Annotated in this window: 15 protein-coding genes and 2 pseudogenes; 4 read left to right on the top strand and 13 right to left on the bottom strand. The window is 67.9% G+C overall.

The window, feature by feature from the left end; all coding sequences use genetic code 11:
* Window positions 1-2: 2 nt before the first annotated feature.
* The 5 genes from FHW79_RS29270 to FHW79_RS29250 form a co-directional block, all read right to left on the bottom strand.
* Window positions 3-1,283 (bottom strand): efflux RND transporter periplasmic adaptor subunit, encoded by a 1,281-nt coding sequence (locus tag FHW79_RS29270; protein ID WP_183182190.1) that lies wholly within the window; start codon window positions 1,281-1,283, stop codon window positions 3-5.
* 164 nt (window positions 1,284-1,447) lie between these two features.
* Window positions 1,448-3,082, bottom strand: coding sequence for an NAD(P)-binding protein (locus tag FHW79_RS29265; RefSeq protein ID WP_183182189.1), 1,635 nt, complete (start codon window positions 3,080-3,082; stop codon window positions 1,448-1,450).
* The gene (locus tag FHW79_RS29260) at window positions 3,082-4,089 is read right to left on the bottom strand and encodes a thiamine pyrophosphate-dependent enzyme (RefSeq protein WP_183182188.1); all 1,008 of its coding nucleotides are present in this window, start codon (window positions 4,087-4,089) and stop codon (window positions 3,082-3,084) included. Before FHW79_RS29260 ends, FHW79_RS29265 begins: the two co-directional genes overlap by 1 nt.
* An 11-nt stretch (window positions 4,090-4,100) precedes the next feature.
* Window positions 4,101-5,348, bottom strand: coding sequence for a pyruvate ferredoxin oxidoreductase (locus tag FHW79_RS29255; protein WP_183182187.1), 1,248 nt, complete (start codon window positions 5,346-5,348; stop codon window positions 4,101-4,103).
* Between the two features lie 16 nt (window positions 5,349-5,364).
* The gene (locus tag FHW79_RS29250) at window positions 5,365-5,922 is read right to left on the bottom strand and encodes a 2-oxoacid:acceptor oxidoreductase family protein (protein WP_183182186.1); all 558 of its coding nucleotides are present in this window, start codon (window positions 5,920-5,922) and stop codon (window positions 5,365-5,367) included.
* A gap of 224 nt (window positions 5,923-6,146) precedes the next feature.
* Here FHW79_RS29250 and FHW79_RS33020 point away from each other — a divergent pair.
* Window positions 6,147-6,287: pseudogene (locus tag FHW79_RS33020) on the top strand (IS3 family transposase); the annotation flags it as partial.
* Between the two features lie 76 nt (window positions 6,288-6,363).
* Here the strand turns inward: FHW79_RS33020 and FHW79_RS29240 are convergent.
* The 7 genes from FHW79_RS29240 to FHW79_RS33415 form a co-directional block, all read right to left on the bottom strand.
* Window positions 6,364-7,509 carry an NnrS family protein gene (locus FHW79_RS29240; protein WP_247884667.1) on the bottom strand — a complete coding sequence of 382 codons (1,146 nt, stop codon included), beginning with the start codon at window positions 7,507-7,509 and terminating at the stop codon, window positions 6,364-6,366.
* A 47-nt stretch (window positions 7,510-7,556) separates the two neighbouring features.
* Entirely contained in the window at window positions 7,557-8,771 is a 1,215-nt protein-coding gene (locus tag FHW79_RS29235) for an NnrS family protein (protein ID WP_183182183.1), read from the bottom strand.
* Window positions 8,768-9,541: an ATP-binding cassette domain-containing protein gene (locus tag FHW79_RS29230; protein ID WP_183182182.1), complete on the bottom strand. Its 774-nt coding sequence runs from the start codon at window positions 9,539-9,541 to the stop codon at window positions 8,768-8,770. The genes FHW79_RS29235 and FHW79_RS29230 overlap by 4 nt, the downstream gene beginning before the upstream one ends.
* Before the next feature lie 27 nt (window positions 9,542-9,568).
* Window positions 9,569-11,854 carry a TonB-dependent receptor gene (locus tag FHW79_RS29225; protein WP_183182181.1) on the bottom strand — a complete coding sequence of 762 codons (2,286 nt, stop codon included), beginning with the start codon at window positions 11,852-11,854 and terminating at the stop codon, window positions 9,569-9,571.
* Window positions 11,855-12,015: 161 nt separating this feature from the next.
* Window positions 12,016-12,840 carry an ABC transporter permease subunit gene (locus FHW79_RS29220; RefSeq protein ID WP_183182180.1) on the bottom strand — a complete coding sequence of 275 codons (825 nt, stop codon included), beginning with the start codon at window positions 12,838-12,840 and terminating at the stop codon, window positions 12,016-12,018.
* An 8-nt stretch (window positions 12,841-12,848) separates the two neighbouring features.
* Entirely contained in the window at window positions 12,849-13,841 is a 993-nt protein-coding gene (locus FHW79_RS29215; RefSeq protein WP_183182179.1) for an ABC transporter substrate-binding protein, read from the bottom strand.
* Between the two features lie 11 nt (window positions 13,842-13,852).
* Window positions 13,853-13,984, bottom strand: a complete 132-nt coding sequence (locus tag FHW79_RS33415; protein ID WP_282184044.1) for a hypothetical protein — start codon at window positions 13,982-13,984, stop codon at window positions 13,853-13,855.
* 632 nt (window positions 13,985-14,616) lie between these two features.
* On the opposite strand from FHW79_RS33415, the gene FHW79_RS29210 reads away from it, so the two are divergent.
* The gene (locus tag FHW79_RS29210) at window positions 14,617-15,015 is read left to right on the top strand and encodes a nuclear transport factor 2 family protein (RefSeq protein ID WP_183182178.1); all 399 of its coding nucleotides are present in this window, start codon (window positions 14,617-14,619) and stop codon (window positions 15,013-15,015) included.
* Window positions 15,016-15,079: 64 nt separating this feature from the next.
* Window positions 15,080-15,289, top strand: a complete 210-nt coding sequence (locus tag FHW79_RS29205; RefSeq protein WP_183182177.1) for a hypothetical protein — start codon at window positions 15,080-15,082, stop codon at window positions 15,287-15,289.
* Window positions 15,290-15,435: 146 nt separating this feature from the next.
* Here the strand turns inward: FHW79_RS29205 and rnk are convergent, their stop codons facing one another.
* A complete protein-coding gene (rnk, locus tag FHW79_RS29200; protein WP_183182176.1) occupies window positions 15,436-15,828 on the bottom strand; it encodes a nucleoside diphosphate kinase regulator in 393 nt (130 codons plus the stop codon).
* A gap of 520 nt (window positions 15,829-16,348) precedes the next feature.
* On the opposite strand from rnk, the pseudogene FHW79_RS33015 reads away from it, so the two are divergent.
* Window positions 16,349-16,456 (top strand): annotated as a pseudogene (locus tag FHW79_RS33015) (Tn3 family transposase); the annotation flags it as partial.
* Window positions 16,457-16,845: the final 389 nt, after the last annotated feature.

The following is a 16,845-nucleotide window of genomic DNA, read 5'->3' as shown; positions in this document are numbered from 1 at the left end:
CCTCAGGGGGGCGGTGCCGTGTCCACGATCACCACCGCACCCTCCGTCAGGTTTCCCCGAAGAATCGCGGTTCTCCGGCCGTCGCTCGCTCCGGTGACGACCGGCACCTCCACCGCTGCGCCGTCGCGCAGTGTCCACACGGCGCGCGACGGGCCACTGGGCTCCTGCGGACTGGGGGGACGGAACTGCGGCATGCCGGGCATCATCCGTTTCAGCAGGTCGCCTTGGCCCGCCGCCTCCACCGGCGGCGCAAAGCGCAGGGCGGCGTTGGGCACCAGAAGCGCGTCCGCCACATCCTGCACACCGATCTCCGCCGTCGCGGTCATGCCCGGACGCAACAGCATGGCGCTGTTGTCCACGGTGAGAACGGCCTTGTAGGTCACGACGCCCTGCACCGTCTCCGGGGCGTAGCGCAACTCGCGGATCACGGCGGGAAAATGGTGATCGGGGTGGGCATCGACGGAAAAGCGGGCCGATTGTCCTTCCCGCACCTTGCCGACGTCGGCCTCGTCCACGTCGACCTGCACCTCCATCCGGCGCAGATCTTCGGCGATGGAGAACAACACCGGCGCCTGAAGGGTGGCGGCGACCGTTTGGCCGGGATCGATGCTGCGCTTCAGAACGATGCCGTCGATGGGCGAAACGATGCCCGTCTTGTGCAGGTTCGATTCGTTCAGCGTCAGCTCGGCCTCGGCCACCCCGACATCGGCTCGTGCGCTTTCCAGCGCCGCCACGGCCCGGTCGTGGAGCGCTCTCGCCACGTCCAGGTTCTGAAGCGTGCCGACGCGGGTACGAGCCAACACCCGCTTGCGGTCGAGGTCGCGCGCGGTTTCGACGACGGTGACCTCCGCCTGGGCTACCTTCGCCTTGGCGGCGGCCAGTTTGGCGCGGGAACTGTCGACGCTGGCCTTGAACCTGTCGGTGTCCAATTGCGCCAGCATCTGGCCGGCGGCGACCACGCTGTTGTAATCGACGAGAACCCGGCGCACGGTGCCGGACAGCTCGCTTGAAACCTCGACCTGGCTTGTGGGCTGGACGCTGCCGGTCGCGGTGACGATCACGTGCAGGTCGCCGCGGACCGTCGCTTCGGTTACGTAGCGGATGTTGTCGGCGGAGGAGCGAAGCAGAACGTAGGCGACCACGGCCAGCAGAGCGATCAGAACGGTGGCGAGCAGCCATTTTCGTCCGATGCGCACCCCACCCGAAGCGTCCTGGGGAGAACGGTCCGGCCCCAGCAGCGCATCGATGTCCGCCGCCGTTTCACGCGGCAAGAGTCCAGTCATCGCGACCTCTTCCGCCAGTGCGTTCGACAAAGGTCGTTCAAGGATGCAGACGTGTGCACCATTGTCCTGCCGTCCGGCTCGTTGCGCAAGCGCTCCTGCGGCCAACTCCGCACTGAGGCGGCGGTTCGATCTCCCAGCCGTAGACTCAGGTCCGATGGCGCGCCCTAGATCGCCTCCTCCAGCATGTCGATCGCCCCGCAGGGGCATTCGGCGGCGCACAGGCCGCAACCTTTGCAGAAGTCGTAGTTGAACCGGAAGCGGTCGCCAGGGCCGAGTTTCACCACGGCGTTGTCGGGACACACGCCGAAGCAGTTGTCGCATTCGAAGCAGTTGCCGCAGCTGAGGCAGCGGCGCGCCTCGAACAGCGCGTTGGTTTCGTCGAGGCCACCCGTGACCTCGCCGAAGGTGGTGCGGCGACGCAGGTCGTCGAGCACGGGCTGCACGGTTCGTGGCGCGTCCGTGTAGTACCAGGTGTTCAGACGTTCGAAGGTCGCCAGCGCGTGCTTGGACGCGGGTTCGTACCGGCTGCCGCGCAGATAGGCGTCGATGTGGAGGGCGGCTTTCTTACCGTGGCCGACGGCCACCGTCACCGTGCGCTCGGCGGGCACCATGTCGCCACCGCAGAACAGGCCGGGATAGCCGGTCTGGAAATCGAGCCCGACGGCAATGGTGTGGTCCTTGGTGATGGAAACCCCGGGAACGCCCGTGATCACCGAGGTGTCGACCTCCTGCCCCAAGGCAAGGATCAGCGTGTCACCCTCGATGGTCTCGAACTCGCCGGTCGGCTGCGGCCAGCCATCCGGGCCGAGGACCATCCTCTCCACGGTCAGCGTGCCCTCGTCCATGGTCCTGATGGTGGAGAGCCAGCGCATGACAACGCCTTCCTCAAGCGCCTCCTCGACTTCGAAGTCGTGGGCGGGCATCCTCTCGCGCGTGCGGCGGTAGACGACCAGCGCCTCTTCGGCGCCCAGGCGCTTGGCGGTGCGGGCCACGTCGATGGCGGTGTTGCCGCCGCCGTAGACCACCACGCGGCGCCCCAGCTTCGGCGGCTCGTCGGCCGTCTCCATCGAGCGCAGGAGCGAGACGGCGTCCATGATGCGCCCGGCCGAGACGGCGGGGATGTCCACCCGCTTGGCCAGATGCGCGCCGATGGCAGCGAAGCAGGCGTCGTAACCCCCGTCCTCCATCGCCTTGGGAATGTCCTCGACCTTGGTGCCGAGGGTCAGCGTCACGCCCAGGTCGAGGATGCGCTGCACCTCGGCGTCCAGCACCTCGCGCGGAAGGCGGTACTTGGGAATGCCGAAGCGCATCATGCCGCCGGGCTTGGGGCCCGCATCCACCAAATCCACCGTGTGACCCAGGCGCGTGAGGTGATAGGCGGCGGACAGGCCCGACGGGCCCGCGCCGATCACCAGCACCTTCTTGCCGGACCGGACCGCGCCGACCGGCACCCGCCACCCTTCGCGGATGGCAAGGTCACCGAGGAAGCGCTCGACCGCATGGATGCTGACCGGCTGGTCAAGGCGGGCACGGTTGCAGACGCTTTCGCAGCTGTGGTAGCAGGCGCGCCCCATGAGGGCAGGCAGCGGGTTCTCCTCCATCAGCTTTTCCCAGGCGGTGCGGTAATCACCGCTTTCGGCGTGGAAGAGCCAGCCCTGGATGTCCTCCCCAGCCGGGCACTGGTTGTTGCAGGGCGGCAGATGTTCGGCGTAGACCGGCCGCATGGTCCGCCAGGAACCGGTACGGTTGGCGAGCGAGGAGCCGACATCGAGTGTGATGGCGAAGGGAGGTTTCCTCATCACACCGCCTCCTCGTCACGGAGCAAATTGTAACGACGCATGTTGGCGTCGGCCATGGCTTGGAGCCGGGCGATCGCCTCGCTCCCATGCGGGTTGGCGGGGTCGAAGAGATGGGCGAACCGCTTCTGTGGCTTCAGGTAGTCGGTCACCGGCACCTTGCGCCGGATGGGCCGAGAGGCGGTGACCTCGCCGTGCTCCGCCTCGAACAGCGGAAACAGGCCGCACTCGATGGCCAGGCGCGCCAGCCGCACGGTGTCGTCGCTGGCCGAACCCCAGCCGAGCGGACACGGGACCATGATGTGGATGTAGCGCGCGCCGCGTATGCCCATGGCCTTGGTCACCTTGGTTTCGAGGTCGTGGAGGTCGGCGACCGAGGCGGTGGCGACATAGGGAATGTTGTGCGCCATGGCGATCCGCGGAACGTTCTTGCCGGTGCCGAAGAGGTTGCCCGGCGCCTCGCCCACCGCGGGTGTGGTGGCGGTGCGCGCCGCCGGAGGCGTGGCGGAGGAGCGCTGCACGCCCGTGTTCATGTAACCTTCGTTGTCGTAGCAGATGTACAGCACGTCGTCGTTGCGCTCGAACATGCCGGACAGGCAGCCGAAACCGATGTCGGTGGTGCCGCCATCGCCGCCTTGGGCGACCACACGGACGTTGCTCTTGCCTTTGACGCGCATCGCCGCGGCTACCCCGGCGGCCACCGCGGCGACGTTGCCGAACAGCGAGTGCATCCAGGCGACCTGCCAGGACGTTTCCGGATAGGGCGTGGTGAACACCTCCAGGCAGCCGGTCGCGTTGACGCAGACAAGATTGCCCTGGGTGGCGCGCATCGCCGCGTCGATGGCGTAGCGTGCCCCCAGCGCCTCGCCGCAGCCCTGGCAGGCGCGGTGGCCACTGGTCAGCGCGTTGGAGCGGTCGATCGAGGATTGGACGGTGCGCCTGGCCTCGTCCAACAGCCGGTTGCCGACGGTCAGCGTGCCGGTCTGGTAGAACTTGACGGTCTGGGTCATCGCGTCCTCCCCTACAGCACGCCGCCGGGGATGACCCGGCGCAGCACGTTCTCGGCGATGGGACCGGCGCGGCGCGTCTCGGCGGCGCGGGCCAGTTCGGCTTCGATCACATCATGCTTGAGGTCGAGGAAATGGACGTCCGCATGCGGTTCTCCCTCGACCATCTCCATGAAGCGGGTGAGCGACGCCTGGGTGATGGGCCGCCCGCCCAGACCGGCGATGAGCGTGTAGACGCGCATGCGATGCCCACGCAGCGCCATGCGGACGTGGCTGGCGAGGATGCCGCCCATGCCCACGGCCAAAGCCTTCTCCAGCACCACGACGCGGTGGGCTTCGTACAGGGCCGCCCGAACCGCCTCCAGCGGGAAGGGACGGAAGGAGCAGATCGACAGAGCTCCCACCTCGTGGCCATCGGCGCGCATCGCGTCCACCATGTCCTTGACCGTGCCGATCACCGAGCCCATGGCGACGACGATCGTCTCGGCGCCCTCGGTGCGGTAAGGGCGCACGAGCCCACCGGACTCGCGCCCGAACACCTGCTTGAACTCGGCCGCCAGCGCGGGGATGAGGTCGAGGGCCCGCATCTGCTTGTGGTGAGCGAGGTAGCGCACCTCCATGAAAGCGTCCGGCCCGACCATCGCACCGATGGAAATGGGGTCAGTGGGGTCGATCACCTGCACCGGGTCGAAGGGCGGCAGAAAGGCGTCCACCCACTCCTGACCCGGAACGTCGACGCGCTCGACGGCGTGGGTCAGGATGAAGCCATCGACGTTGACCATCACCGGACAGGACAGCTCCTCCGCCAGCCTGAACGCCTGGATGTGCAGGTCCACGGCCTCTTGGTTGGTCTCTGCGAACAGCATGATCCAACCGGCGTCGCGCACCGACATGGCGTCGGAATGGTCGTTCCAGATGTTGATCGGCGCGCCGATGGCCCGGTTGCCCAGTGTCATCACGATCGGCAGACCCAATCCGGAGGCGTTGTAGACCGCCTCCATCATGAACAACAGACCCTGGCTGGAGGTGGCGGTGTAGGCGCGCGCGCCCGCCGCGGAGGCGCCGATGGCGACCGACAGCGCCGCGAATTCAGATTCGACATTGATGAACTCGCAATCGGTCAGATGCCCATCGCGTACCATCTCGCTCAGCCCCTCGACGATGTGGGTTTGCGGCGTGATGGGGTAAGCGCAGATGACTTCGGGACGGCAGAGCCCGATTGCCTCGGCCATCGCCCGACTGCCTTCAATCTGCTTCAGCATGGCAAGTCCTCCCGGATCAGGCGAGGCAGTGTTGGTAGGCGGCGACGGCCGCCTTGGCGTTTGCCTCTCCGACGGCACCGGAAAAGGTGTCGCGGATGGCGGCCAGCACAGATTCGATGCGGATTTGGCCAGTGATGGCGCCGAAGCCGCCCAGGAGGGCGGCGTTGGGCACCGGGCGGCCAACATGCTGGCGGGCCAAGTCGGTCGCCGGAACGCAACGCGCATGACCGGATGGAAAGCGCTTCATGAAATCGGCGATGTGCAACTCCTCAAAGCTGCGTGAGGAGTTGATCAGCACGTAGCCCGTTTCCGGTAGCCCCTGAAAGACGTCCATGGAATGGAAAAGCGTGGGGTCCAGCACGATCAGCGCGTCTGGCGAGGAGATCGGCTCGCGGGTGCGGATCTCCGCATCGGCGATTCGACAGAAGGAAACAACCGGGGCGCCCGTCCGCTCAGACCCGAAGCTGGGGAAGGCCTGGGCGTGACGCCCTTCCTTGAACGCGGCGACGGCGAGCATTTCGGCGGCCGTTACCGCACCCTGTCCACCACGACCGTGTATGCGCACCTGGAACATGTGGCGCCCCCCATGCTGTGCAGTTCTTATTCTCTTTGTTGAAAGCGTAGAAAAGACCAGAGGCGCGATCATTGATTCAGAGCAAATCTTCAAAAGAAATTTGGCGCTTCCTTATTTTGTCGAATATCAAGAAAATATTTTATAAATGTTAGAGCAAAAGATAGCGAAACTATGGAAACACTCTCGGCTCTGACGCAAAGCAGCATCTTCTCGGAAGCGCCGAGATGAGGTTCCGTTTCGTCGAGGACCACCGGGACGAGTTCCCCGTCCGGCTCATGTGCACGGTGCTCGGGGTGTCCGCCAGTGGGTACTACGCGTGGCGTAGGCGGCCGGAAAGCGGCCGGGCCGCTGCCAACCGGCAGCTTCCAGCCGAGGTCCGGTGCGGCCATGGGCGCCACCAGGCTGCCCCCGCCTCCATGACCGCCCAACCCTGTCCGGACATCATGCGGAATTCCGCCCATAGACCAGCGCGAACATCAGGAAAGCGGCGATCCACAAGGCACCCGCCAGCGGAATCAGCAACATCGTGTGCTGCGGGTCGAGTGAGGCCGCGATCCGTGCGCAGGCTGCCGCAGCCACGGCGAGGTGGATGCCGGTCGTCAGCCGGGAGGCGGTGAGCGCATGCCTGGTATGGGCCGGAGCGGACAGAGTTATCATCACCGCCAGCGTCATGCTGCCGACGGCGCCCGTGGTCCAGGCATGGAGTGCCGCAGTGTTGAAGGCGGTGTCGCCGCCCAGGGAGGCCCAGGCCGCCAGCAAAAACCCGGCCGGGATGAAGGTGTGAGCAACGTGCAGGACGAACACGGACAGCCCGGACGGCGCACGGTGCGGCCGCCACCGTGCGAGCCGCACCGCCTGCGTGAGACCGGCGGCCAGCAGCAAGGCGCCGGTGAGACGTTCGTCCAATACACCATCTTCCCGCAAGATCCAGGTTGCCAGGGCCAGCAGGCCGAGCCCCATCGCCACCCTGTTGATAAGGGTGGAGCGTACGTGCCGAGGGGAAGCGACACACGCCTTCCGCCAGTTTCCGGCGAGGCGCGGAATGATCCCGCCCCCCAACATGGTCCAGGTCAGGAGCACTGCCACCGCGAGGCTCGTGCCGTGGACGCTTCGCCCGAAGCGCCACTGCTCCCAATGGAACAGGCTCTGCGCGCCGACCAGGACGGCAAGGACGGTGAGGATCGTCAGGTTGCGGCCGTTTTCCGTCGGAACGCATTTCCGTCCGGCCACCGCTAAAAGGGTCACAGGGAACAGCAAGGCAAGCAGTGCAACGGCCAGCGGCTCCAGCGCCGCCGATCCGGCCATGCCCAGCCGCCCGACGAACCAGATGGCGATCAGCGCGGCCAGCGGCCAAGCGGCCAAGGGTCGACGCCCGGTCCGGTTCCCCGCTGCCGTCAACAGGAGGCCTCCGACAATGACCGGCATGAAACCGAACAGCAGTTCGTGTGCGTGCCAGGAGGAGGGGGAGAACGCCATTTCCAGGCCGATGAGGCCAAGGAACCATGGCACCCACACGGCGACCAGCGTCGCGGCACAGAATGCCGTGAACAGGAGGAAGGAGTCGCAGCCGGAACCGGTATGGAGCATGGGTTTCATCGGGAGGCGCCAGTGGGGTTTGCCAGTCTTGCCGCAGATCAACACACCTCCGCCTCCTCCGCGCGGGGCCGCGACAGGAAGGGCCAATAGACCTTGAGCCAGAGCAGGAAGGCTGCTGCCCAGAGCAGCGCCGCCAGAGCGTGGGGTGGTCCGGGCGGCACCGGCAGGACGCCCAGTTCCGGCAGGACCCGCAGGGCCACCGCGCCCGCCAGCAATGGAAACGCCAGCCGCGCCGTCGCAGGAAGAGGAAAGGTCCGGCCGGTGTGGAACAGCCCGGCGATGGCGAAGACCGCCAGCACGCCGAGGCCCAGCCCGCCCATCAGCGCCATGTGCAGCGCCGATGTTTCAGGAAAGCCCGCCCCAAGCCGGGAGGCGCCGATCAGCAGCAGACCGGCGCCCGCCATCAGGCTCGACCCGGCCAGGGCCAGGATCTCCGCGCGGAAGACGGGGCGACCGATGAAGGATTCGGCGACCCGGTCGAGGAAGGCCGCCCCGGCGGCGATGAAGAGATAGGCGCTCACCGCGGGCGACAGCCCGGCGACCTCCTCGGCCAGGGCGATGGCGACCAGACCGGGCGCCAAGTTGAGGCGTCCCGGATGGGGCCGGTAGGGCGAACTGCCCTGGCTGGGGTCGAGCACGAGATTCGTGACGGGCACCGAAATGCGCGCCAGAACGAGTCCGAGCAGCCCGAGCAGCACCAGCCCGGCGGCGTGCAGCCCGGCCTGCGCCCGCTCCACATCGCCGATGACAAACGCGGCGTGGACCGCGGCACCCGACACCGCCAGCGCGCTCAGCCAGAGCAGGACGCCGATCAGCCGGCTCGTGCGCTTGCGCCAGGACACCGCCGCGACGTAGACGGGCAGGACGGCAAGCCACGCCGTGTCGGCCAGCGCGGCGATGATGGCCGCCCCGTCGGCGCCGGACAACCCGGCGACCCGCCCGATTCCCCACAGCGCCGCCAGCGCGAAGAGGGCGCGTCCCTGAAGCCGCCGGCTGTCGGTCCATTCCGGGATCGCCGTGGTGATAAAGCCGATCACCGCCGCGCCGAAGGAGCCGAACAGCATCTCGTGCGCGTGCCACAGCCCCGGCGGGATCGCGCCGTCGAACGGCAGGGCGAAGCCGTTGACCACCGCCCACAGCAGCGGCCACAGCGCGGCGTGCAGGGCCGACAACGGAAAGAACAGCCGCAGCCCCTCGTCGCCGAGGATGCCGGCGAGGGTCGGCGCGCGGCCGGCTCGGGTCGCGTCCGTCATTGCGTCCGCCTTTCGTCGATGTCGTGGATGTGGCGGAACAGCGGGTCGTCGGACAGGAACCCGGCGACCAGCCGGTAGACGGTGCCGTCGTCGCGCGCGCCCGGTTCGCTGGGAACGGCGCGCGTGCCGGCGATGCCGCGCCCCTGCGCGTCCATGACCACGACCCGGTGGGCGATGCGCACCGCCTCCATCAGGTCATGGGTGATGAACAGGGCGCCGAACCGCGCCCCACGCGCGGCCTCGATCACCAAATCCTGCATGCGGCGCTTCAGGGCGACGTCGAGCGCGGTGAAAGGCTCGTCGAAATAGACGAAGTCGGGGTCGATCGCCAGCGCCCGCGCGATGGCGGCACGCTGGCGCATGCCGCCCGACAGCTCGACGGGGAACTTGTCGAGGTCGGCGCGGTCGAGCGCCACACGACGCGCGGCCTCCTCCGCTCGCTCCCGCCGTTCGCGGCGGGGCAGACCGAGCAGGCGCAACGGGTAGGCGATGTTGGCCCGCGCCGTCGCCCAGGGCAGCAGGCGCGGGTCCTGGAACACCATGCCGTGGCGGCGGTAGCGCCGCGCGACGCGGCCCCGTGACGGCTCGACCACCCCGGCGGCGATGTGCGCCAGCGTGCTTTTGCCGCAGCCCGAGGGGCCGACGAGCGCCGCCACCTCGCCCGCGGCCAGCGACAGGTCCACGGCGTCGAGGACCGTGCGGCCGAGATAGGCGTGGCCGATGCCGGACAGCGTCAGAGAGGGGGCGGTGCCCGTCGTTTCGCGGGTCATGGCAGGATGCCTTTCAGATGTCGGATGTCAGAAGCTGACCTTCAGGCCGGCGTAGAAGGCTCGCCCGTCGCCCGGCAGATAGACCGCCTGGGTGGGCGACGCCTGATCGACGATCAGGGTCGAGGAGGCGTAGGTCGCGTCGAAGATGTTGCGCGCCTCGCCATAGACGCTGACACGCTCGTTGATGGCGTAGGTGCTGCGCAGGTCGACGGTGGCGTAGCTGTCCGTGTAGACGCTGTTCATGTTGTCCACTGGGGTCCTGCCGGGATACCAGTCCACCTCGGCCCCCACCGACAGCGCCGTCGTGATGTCGTAGCGCGCCGAGGCGTTGATGACGTGGCGCGGCGCGCCGGCCAGCCGGTTGTCGCCGCGCACTGGGTCGTCCTGGAACCGGAAATCCTGGAAGGTGTAGGCGATCCGCCCGCTCAGCCGGTCGGTGAGGAAGGCCGACAGCCCCAGATCGACGCCGAAATGCCGCGTCCGGTCGGCGTTCACTGCGCCGAGCGAGGCCCCGGTGGCGTCGCGCAGGCTCAACAGCTCGTTCCTGACCCAGGAGTAATAGGTCCCGGCATCGACCGCGACGACCCCGAAGTGGCCGCGCCAGCCCGCCTCGACGGTGGTCGCCGTCTGCGCCTTGAGGTCCGGCGTGCGGTAGGCAGTGGAGACGAGGCCGGGCTGGGCCGGGTTCGGGCGCCCGGCGCTACTGTTTGGCGTGCCGTTGACGGTGGCGATCAGGTCGTCGTGGGTGGGCGGTTCGAAGCTCCGGCTGACGGCGGCGTAGAGGGTGTGGTCCTCCAGCGGCTTCCAGGTCAGGCCGAGGCTCGGGCTGAATCCGGTGTAGCTGCGGTCGTAGCTGGTGTCGCCGGCGGGGATCGAGCCGGCGGGCAGCGCCACCCGCGGGTTGGCCGGGTTGAAGGCGATGGTCGGCCGCCGCGCCGCGCCGAAGGTGTCGTCGTTCTCGCGCGTGGCGTGGGTGACGGTGACCGCCGGGGACAGGGTGACCGCGTTGCCGAGCGGCAGGTTCAGGCCGCCGTGGAGCGCCAGGGTGGAGGCGTCCAGTGTGCTGCGTCCGAACAGGGCGCCCTGGCTGCCGGCGTTGTTCAGGTAGTCCTCGCGGTCCGCCGAGCCGACGACGTAGCGCAGGGTCGTCTCGAACAGCGGCAGGGGCTGGCTCGCGTCGGGGCTGTAGGCGTAGCGCGCGACGGCGGTGACGTCGCCGCCCTCCGTCTTGCGGACGCCCGAGGAGATCGGGAAGCGGAACGTGTCGTCCGTGTGGGTGTAGCCCAGCGCCACGTCCAGCAGGTGCGCCCCGAAGGTCGCCGTCGTCCGGTTGCCGGCGCGGAACTGCTTGGCCTCGCGCTCGGGCCGGTCGCGGACGACGTTCGGTCCCGGATTGGTGGCGACGCCGTTGACCACGCGGGGGCCGGTGTAGACCGCCTTGGGGTTCGATTCCAGAAGCTGGCGGGTCAGCGGGCCGGCCACGTCGAAGGACAGGTCGGTGTAGCCAGCGAAGAAGCGGGTGGTGACATTGTCGGACAGCACGGCGCCCACATTGGCGTCGAAGCCGGTGCGCTCGGAGCTGTTGTAGTCGCGATAGCCGTCGCGCTGGCTGCGCTGGACCTGGACCAGCCCGTCGAGATTTCCGGCGCTGCCGCCGGCCTGCAGGCTCGTGTTGAACTGGCCGAAGCTGCCGCCCTCGACGCCCAGCCGGTAGCCCGGCGCGGAGGAGCCGGTGGGGGAGATGAAGTTGATCGCCCCGCCCAGCATGCTGGCGCCCAGCCGGTTGGCGGTGTAGCCGCGGTAGATCTCGGTGAATTCCGCCTGCCGCGGGTTGGCCAGCCCGACGATGTAGGAACCGTCGGCCCGGTTCAGCGGCAGGCCGTTCTGCAGGGCCAGGATGCCGCGCTCCACCGGATTCTGCTGGAGCCCGGAACCGCGGATCTGGATGCGCGGCTGGTCGTTGCCGCCGAAGAAGTTCTGCACCACCACGCCCGGCACCCCGGACAGCGCGTCGGACACGGTGACGTTCGCCTTGCCGGCCAGATCCTCCTCCGCCACCAGGGCGGTGCCGCCGGGGATCGCCTCCAGACGGCGGCGGGCGGTCGCCTCGGCGCTGTCGGCCTGCCCCTCGACCATGACGGGTGCGAGGACGACGGCGGCTCCCGGCGCCGCCGACTGCGCGTGGGCCGGCGGCGAGGCCGCGGCGCCCAGAGAGGCCAGGGCCAGTCCGGCCAGAAGGATGGGCGCGCGGTTGGCGGTGTCCGCTCGCGCTGTTCGGAACGCCGCTTGGCCGGCCTGTCCCCGTGTCGTCATGGTGCTCGTTTCCCCGGAAAAGCCGATGTCTCGGGCTTAAATGCAAATGATTGTCGTTCGCATTTTATCGGCCTTTCGGGCGGGCTGTTTGTCCGCGGTCAAGTTCGAGGCGGAAAAGCAGCGTGCACGATCGATTTTTCCCGCTGGCGCCGCCTTGGCGGTCAGCGCTTGACACCCCAGGGGCGCGCGGCGTTGCGCCAGCGTTCGAACTCGGACCGGATGGGGTGGACCAGCGTGTACTCGACCACGATCAGCCCGGTCACCGCGATCAGCACCCAGGCCAGCGCCTCGGCCACGTCGAGGTTGGCGCGGGCGGCGGCCAGCGCGCCGCCGATGCCCCCGGTGTTGGCGAGAAGCTCGGCCATCACCGCCACCTTGAAGGCCGACCCCAGCGCCACGGTCAGCGCCGGGAACAGGAAGGCGGCGACGTGGCGCAGCCCGAGCGTGGTCAGCCGGGCGAGCGGTCCGGCGCCGAAGGCGCGGGCCATGTCGTCCAGCCCGCGGTCGCGGGTGACGGCGCCCTCGGCGACGCCGACGAAGACCACCGGGGTCGCGGCGACCAGCACCGTTGTGATGATCGTGCCGTCGGTGGAGCCGAACCAGATCATCGCCAGCACGATCCAGGCGATGGGCGGGACCCCCAGCAGGACAGTCAGGATCGGGCGGGCCAGCCGCATCGTCGCCGGCGAATAGCCGGCGGCCAGCCCGCCCGCCGCCCCGGCGAAGGCGGCCAGCGCGAAGCCCTCGACCGCGCGCAGCGTGGTCTGTCCGGCCAGCTCCCAGGCGGCGGGATCGGCAGCGATGGTCAGTCCGGCGGCCAGGGTCGCCAGCGGGGCCGGCAGGATGAAGTCACCGTAGCGCTCATGCCCCGCCTGCCAAAGCGCCGCGAACAGGGCCAGCCCGGCCAGCCCGGCCCAGCCCGACCACAGGAATTGCCCGACCCGGCCCAGCCGGTCGAGAACCGCGTCGGCGCGCGCCGTCGTCATGCCGCACCTCACAGATAAAAGTCCGCCGACGGCAGCGCCCCGCCGATGATCTTCGGGTCGAACTCCGCCAGGGCGCGGAAGACGGCCTCCATTGGTTCGCGGACGGCGCTGGCGCGTTGGGCGACCAGATTGGAATGGGGAATCGCCTGCTCGATGACCGGCCAGGGCAGGCCGAGCGGCGCTGCCGCGTCGTTGGCGGCCCGTGCCGGGTCGGCGTTGACCGAAGCGGTCGCCTTGGCCAGCGCGTCGTGCAGCGTCTCGACGGTAGCGGGGTGCTCCGCCAGAAAGGCGCCGGAAACGCCGAGGCCGGCCTGCGGGAGCACGGTCGCCAACCCGGTGGCGGTGCCCCAGGCTTGCTGGATGTCGAGGACGCGAGTCACCGTCTTTCCGGCCATCCCGGCGCGCAGGATGGCGGCGGAGGCTGCCGGCTCGGGCAGCAGGGCGGTGTCGGCCCGTCCGGTCACGAGAAGCTGGATCGCTTCCATCGGCGTGCCCGTGAATTGAAGGGCGACATCGCCGTCGACGGTCAGCCGCTCCGCCGCCAGGAGGCGCCGGAACACGTATTCCGGCGTGTCGTTGCGGAAGGGGATCGCGACGCTCCGGCCTTTCAGCGCGGCCACCGCAGTCAGCGATGGATCGGCGGACAGCAGATAGAGCAGACCGTTGGTCATCACGTTGACCAGCCGGACGCCGAGCCCCTTGTTGAACAGGTTGGCGGCGGACTGGGTCGGCAGCACGAAGGTCTGCATGGTGCCGGAGGTCAGTCCGGCGCGCAACTCGTCGGGCGTGCGCCACGCCTTGAACACCACCTTGTCGGCAACCGGGCGGAGAAGGCCGGAGGCGATGGCATGGACCAGCGTGATCGACGGTCCCGCCGGTGGCCCCCACAGAGTCAGTTGCCGGAGGGGGGCCGTGGCAGCTGCGGCGGGGCGGCGGAGAACGGGAAGGGCCAGCAGGGTGGCGAGCCCCGCCAGCGCGGCGCGGCGGTTCGTGTGGATCATGGGAGATGCCATCAATGGATTGCCGTCTTGGCGGCGCGACCTGCGTCGTCGTGCCGGTCCAGCGTCATGTGGGCGATGCTCCGCATCAGCGCGGTGGTGGCCTTTCGAGTCTCGTGGATGAAGGCTTGCAGATCTTTGGGCATGATGGTGTCTCCAACCGAGGCCGCATGCTCATGAGCGGTGTCGGAGTCGACAGTGCCGGCCGGCCGGCCGGGAATCGTTGCGCAAGAACAAGCAGGATTACCGGGGGCTTCGAATTTCGTGGTCAAGCTGGCGAGCCCAAGGACCGTAGCCATCAGCCGCCTCGTTCATCTCCTTGTACGCGCGGCGAACTCGGCAGCCACATCGGCGGGGCATGCGGTGATGACGGCGCTGCGCTCGGCCTCGACGGTGTGCTCCTCTTGCGCCTGCGACGCGGAGTCGAGTGATTCTGCCGCTACAGGTCCACCGATGAGGTTCACCAGCGCCGATATGTCCCCTCAAACAGATCCCCAATCGCCTTCCGCTGGAGGATCGTAAGCCGGAACCGACGGCGGTGATGCTCCCGGTCATTGCGGATGTGGCACCGCTGGCACCATGCCGCCAAATTCTTGTGCTTGGAGATCAGCGGCCGGTCGATCGGGTCCGGCGCCTTCAAATTCGTCTGGTCAGAGCTTCGAAGGGGCGGGACGGGGCGCCTCATCCGCGCGTCTGTCGCCCGTCCGCGCTACGGATTTCCGGCTTACGGGAGAGTATCTTAGCGCGGTTGGGTCGACTCATTCTCAAGGGGTGTGCCATGGCGGCATCCGCAACCGAGTCCTTCAAATTCGATGACCTGAAACAGGCCCTTGAACACAGTGACGCCGCCACCCTGGCGGGTCTGTACGCTGATGATGCCGAAATGGTCATCGTCGATCGCAGCCGCCCGCCCAGTTCACCGATGACGTTGTCGGGCAAGGAGGCGATTGCGGCGTTCTGGCGTGATGTCTGCTCACGGAACATGACGCATCGCGTCGGTCGAGAGGTGGTTGGGGCGGACCGCGCCGCCTTCGTTGAGGAGTGCGCCTATCCTGACGGGTGCCATGTGATGGCGTCGATGACCCTTGATTTGCGGGATGGTCGGATCGCCAAGCACCTCACCGTCCAAGCATGGGATGAGGTCACCCGGCCTACGGGGAGATCAGATACCGACTAGCGTGCTGTTGCGAGGACGGACTTTCCTGGCTCGGTGAGGCCTTGTCGCAGTGAGGCGGCCGGTTGTGGGACTCGGGGCGTCACGGCAGAAGGCCTACCTTTTTCTGCCGTCGCGGTCTGATCATGCCATTCGGATCGTGCCGCCGGCCGCCGCCGACGCGTTCAGCGGCACCGCCGAAACCGACCCCACGCAGCGCACGGAAATCTCGGTCGCCGTCGAGATCCTTAACCGCATGCTTGATCTTGGACGCCCGAAGCCCGCCCGCGTCGCGTGAGCAGCGACCTGAAAAGGGATGTCTTCGGCTTGCGGAACCTCGCTGCAACATGCTGTCCAGAGCGCCAAGACCGGAGGCACCAGACGCATCCGCCCCCCTGGCCCCGGTTCGTTCGCCGCATGTCGGCGATGAGGAATACCGCGCTCTTATTTTTCCACCTCCAGCACGGTCAGCGTCTTGGCCTCCCCCGAACGCGTGTACCAGCAGATCGAGTGCCCTTCGGCGACACCGATGAGCGCGGCGCCGATCGGCGTCAGGACCGACACCCTTCCCGCGGCCAAGTCGGCCTCCGATGGATAGACGAGGGTAACGGTCCGGACCCGTCCGGTCGCCTCGTTGCGAAAGGTGACACGCGCGTTCATCGCAACCACGGTCGGCATGACCTCGCCTGACCGTACCACCATCGCTCGCTCGAGTTCCGCGCCCAGATAGTCGGAGACATCAGGTTCCGATGCCGCGGAAGCGGCTGCAAGAACGAGCAGGCGGGCGTAGTCGTCGGATGACAGCGTGACAGCCGGAAACAGGTCTGGAGAGGGCATGGTTCTATCCTTTCGTGCGTGGATCCGGAAATTCGATGGCGAGGCTGGGAAGCGGTCGGCCGCGGCGGCGGCCAACAGAACAAGCCAGAGGGATTGCCCGCATGACACGCGGATCTTCCTCAACTGCGGCGATGTCGGGAATGTGGAGCCCCAGTTCTGGACCGGGGCGCTGCCTAGCGGTCCAGATCCGGGGCGGACGTGCCTGCATGCACGCAACCGGCGCGCAAGAGAGGACGGTTCTGGAGGGCGACGATCATCATGGCGCGCCAATCATGGCCGATGCCGGGCCCGGTAGCAAGCTGGTGTGGCCGGGCTTCCCCGTAAGCGTCGGCCTCCATCGCACAAAGCGCCCTCCCCGGCTGGAAACGAGGTCCGCATCCGAGCCGTCGGCGCCAGTCGTCCCGGGCGCGCCAGTATCGGTCTGACGACCCTGGCCGAGGCGGCGGGCTGACCGCACGGCCGATTACGGATTGCTGCACCATTGATCGGCAGCTCAGCGCGCCTGCACTTGGCCGAGGAATCCTGGGATGACCTGCTGTGGTTGGCCACATCCGTGCGCACCGGGACCGCAGCACCGTCCGCCCTCTTGCGCCGCCTCGCAGCCTGCCCACGGCAGAACCAGCTCGCCTGTCGGCACATGTGGCGCCACTCGGCCGGGTGTGAACCGGCGTGGGGTTTCGATGCCGATTGGCACGGGAACGCGTTGACAATAATGGAAACTGCGGGGTTCCGTCCGTGCGCTGCTTCACAGTGAAGTTTCGCAACTCTTTGCAAGCCACACACCCTCGCCGCATCCTCACTCTCACGGGCAATCTATCGGAATTATGATAAAAATAAGCAAGATATGGAAAATCAGAACGTTGTTCTTTCTTCAAATTCTTGACGGCCGTCAAGTAATTGGGGCGTGAAATCTGGGACGCTGGCTTCAGAAGCAACACTCGCCCTGGATTGCATCATGAAAAACAAGATCTTCCTCGCCACCGTCAGCGCCGCCGCCCTCATTGCCCTGTCGGGGAT

It is taken from the genome of Azospirillum sp. OGB3 (assembly GCF_014192915.1).
In the GTDB taxonomy this organism is placed as follows: domain Bacteria; phylum Pseudomonadota; class Alphaproteobacteria; order Azospirillales; family Azospirillaceae; genus Azospirillum.
Note: the sequence above shows the minus strand (reverse complement) of the source record. Positions and strands in the feature narration are given on the sequence as shown.

Excerpts from the sequence above, each read along its gene's own strand:
- FHW79_RS29270 (WP_183182190.1), bottom strand. The coding sequence starts at position 1,283 with ATGACTGGACTCTTGCCGCGTGAAACGGCGGCGGACATCGATGCGCTG.
- FHW79_RS29265 (WP_183182189.1), bottom strand. The coding sequence starts at position 3,082 with ATGAGGAAACCTCCCTTCGCCATCACACTCGATGTCGGCTCCTCGCTC.
- FHW79_RS29260 (WP_183182188.1), bottom strand. The coding sequence starts at position 4,089 with ATGACCCAGACCGTCAAGTTCTACCAGACCGGCACGCTGACCGTCGGC.
- FHW79_RS29255 (WP_183182187.1), bottom strand. The coding sequence starts at position 5,348 with ATGCTGAAGCAGATTGAAGGCAGTCGGGCGATGGCCGAGGCAATCGGG.
- FHW79_RS29250 (WP_183182186.1), bottom strand. The coding sequence starts at position 5,922 with ATGTTCCAGGTGCGCATACACGGTCGTGGTGGACAGGGTGCGGTAACG.
- FHW79_RS29240 (WP_247884667.1), bottom strand. The coding sequence starts at position 7,509 with ATGCTCCATACCGGTTCCGGCTGCGACTCCTTCCTCCTGTTCACGGCA.
- FHW79_RS29235 (WP_183182183.1), bottom strand. The coding sequence starts at position 8,771 with ATGACGGACGCGACCCGAGCCGGCCGCGCGCCGACCCTCGCCGGCATC.
- FHW79_RS29230 (WP_183182182.1), bottom strand. The coding sequence starts at position 9,541 with ATGACCCGCGAAACGACGGGCACCGCCCCCTCTCTGACGCTGTCCGGC.
- FHW79_RS29225 (WP_183182181.1), bottom strand. The coding sequence starts at position 11,854 with ATGACGACACGGGGACAGGCCGGCCAAGCGGCGTTCCGAACAGCGCGA.
- FHW79_RS29220 (WP_183182180.1), bottom strand. The coding sequence starts at position 12,840 with ATGACGACGGCGCGCGCCGACGCGGTTCTCGACCGGCTGGGCCGGGTC.
- FHW79_RS29215 (WP_183182179.1), bottom strand. The coding sequence starts at position 13,841 with ATGATCCACACGAACCGCCGCGCCGCGCTGGCGGGGCTCGCCACCCTG.
- FHW79_RS33415 (WP_282184044.1), bottom strand. The coding sequence starts at position 13,984 with ATGCCCAAAGATCTGCAAGCCTTCATCCACGAGACTCGAAAGGCCACC.
- FHW79_RS29210 (WP_183182178.1), top strand. The coding sequence starts at position 14,617 with ATGGCGGCATCCGCAACCGAGTCCTTCAAATTCGATGACCTGAAACAG.
- rnk (WP_183182176.1), bottom strand. The coding sequence starts at position 15,828 with ATGCCCTCTCCAGACCTGTTTCCGGCTGTCACGCTGTCATCCGACGAC.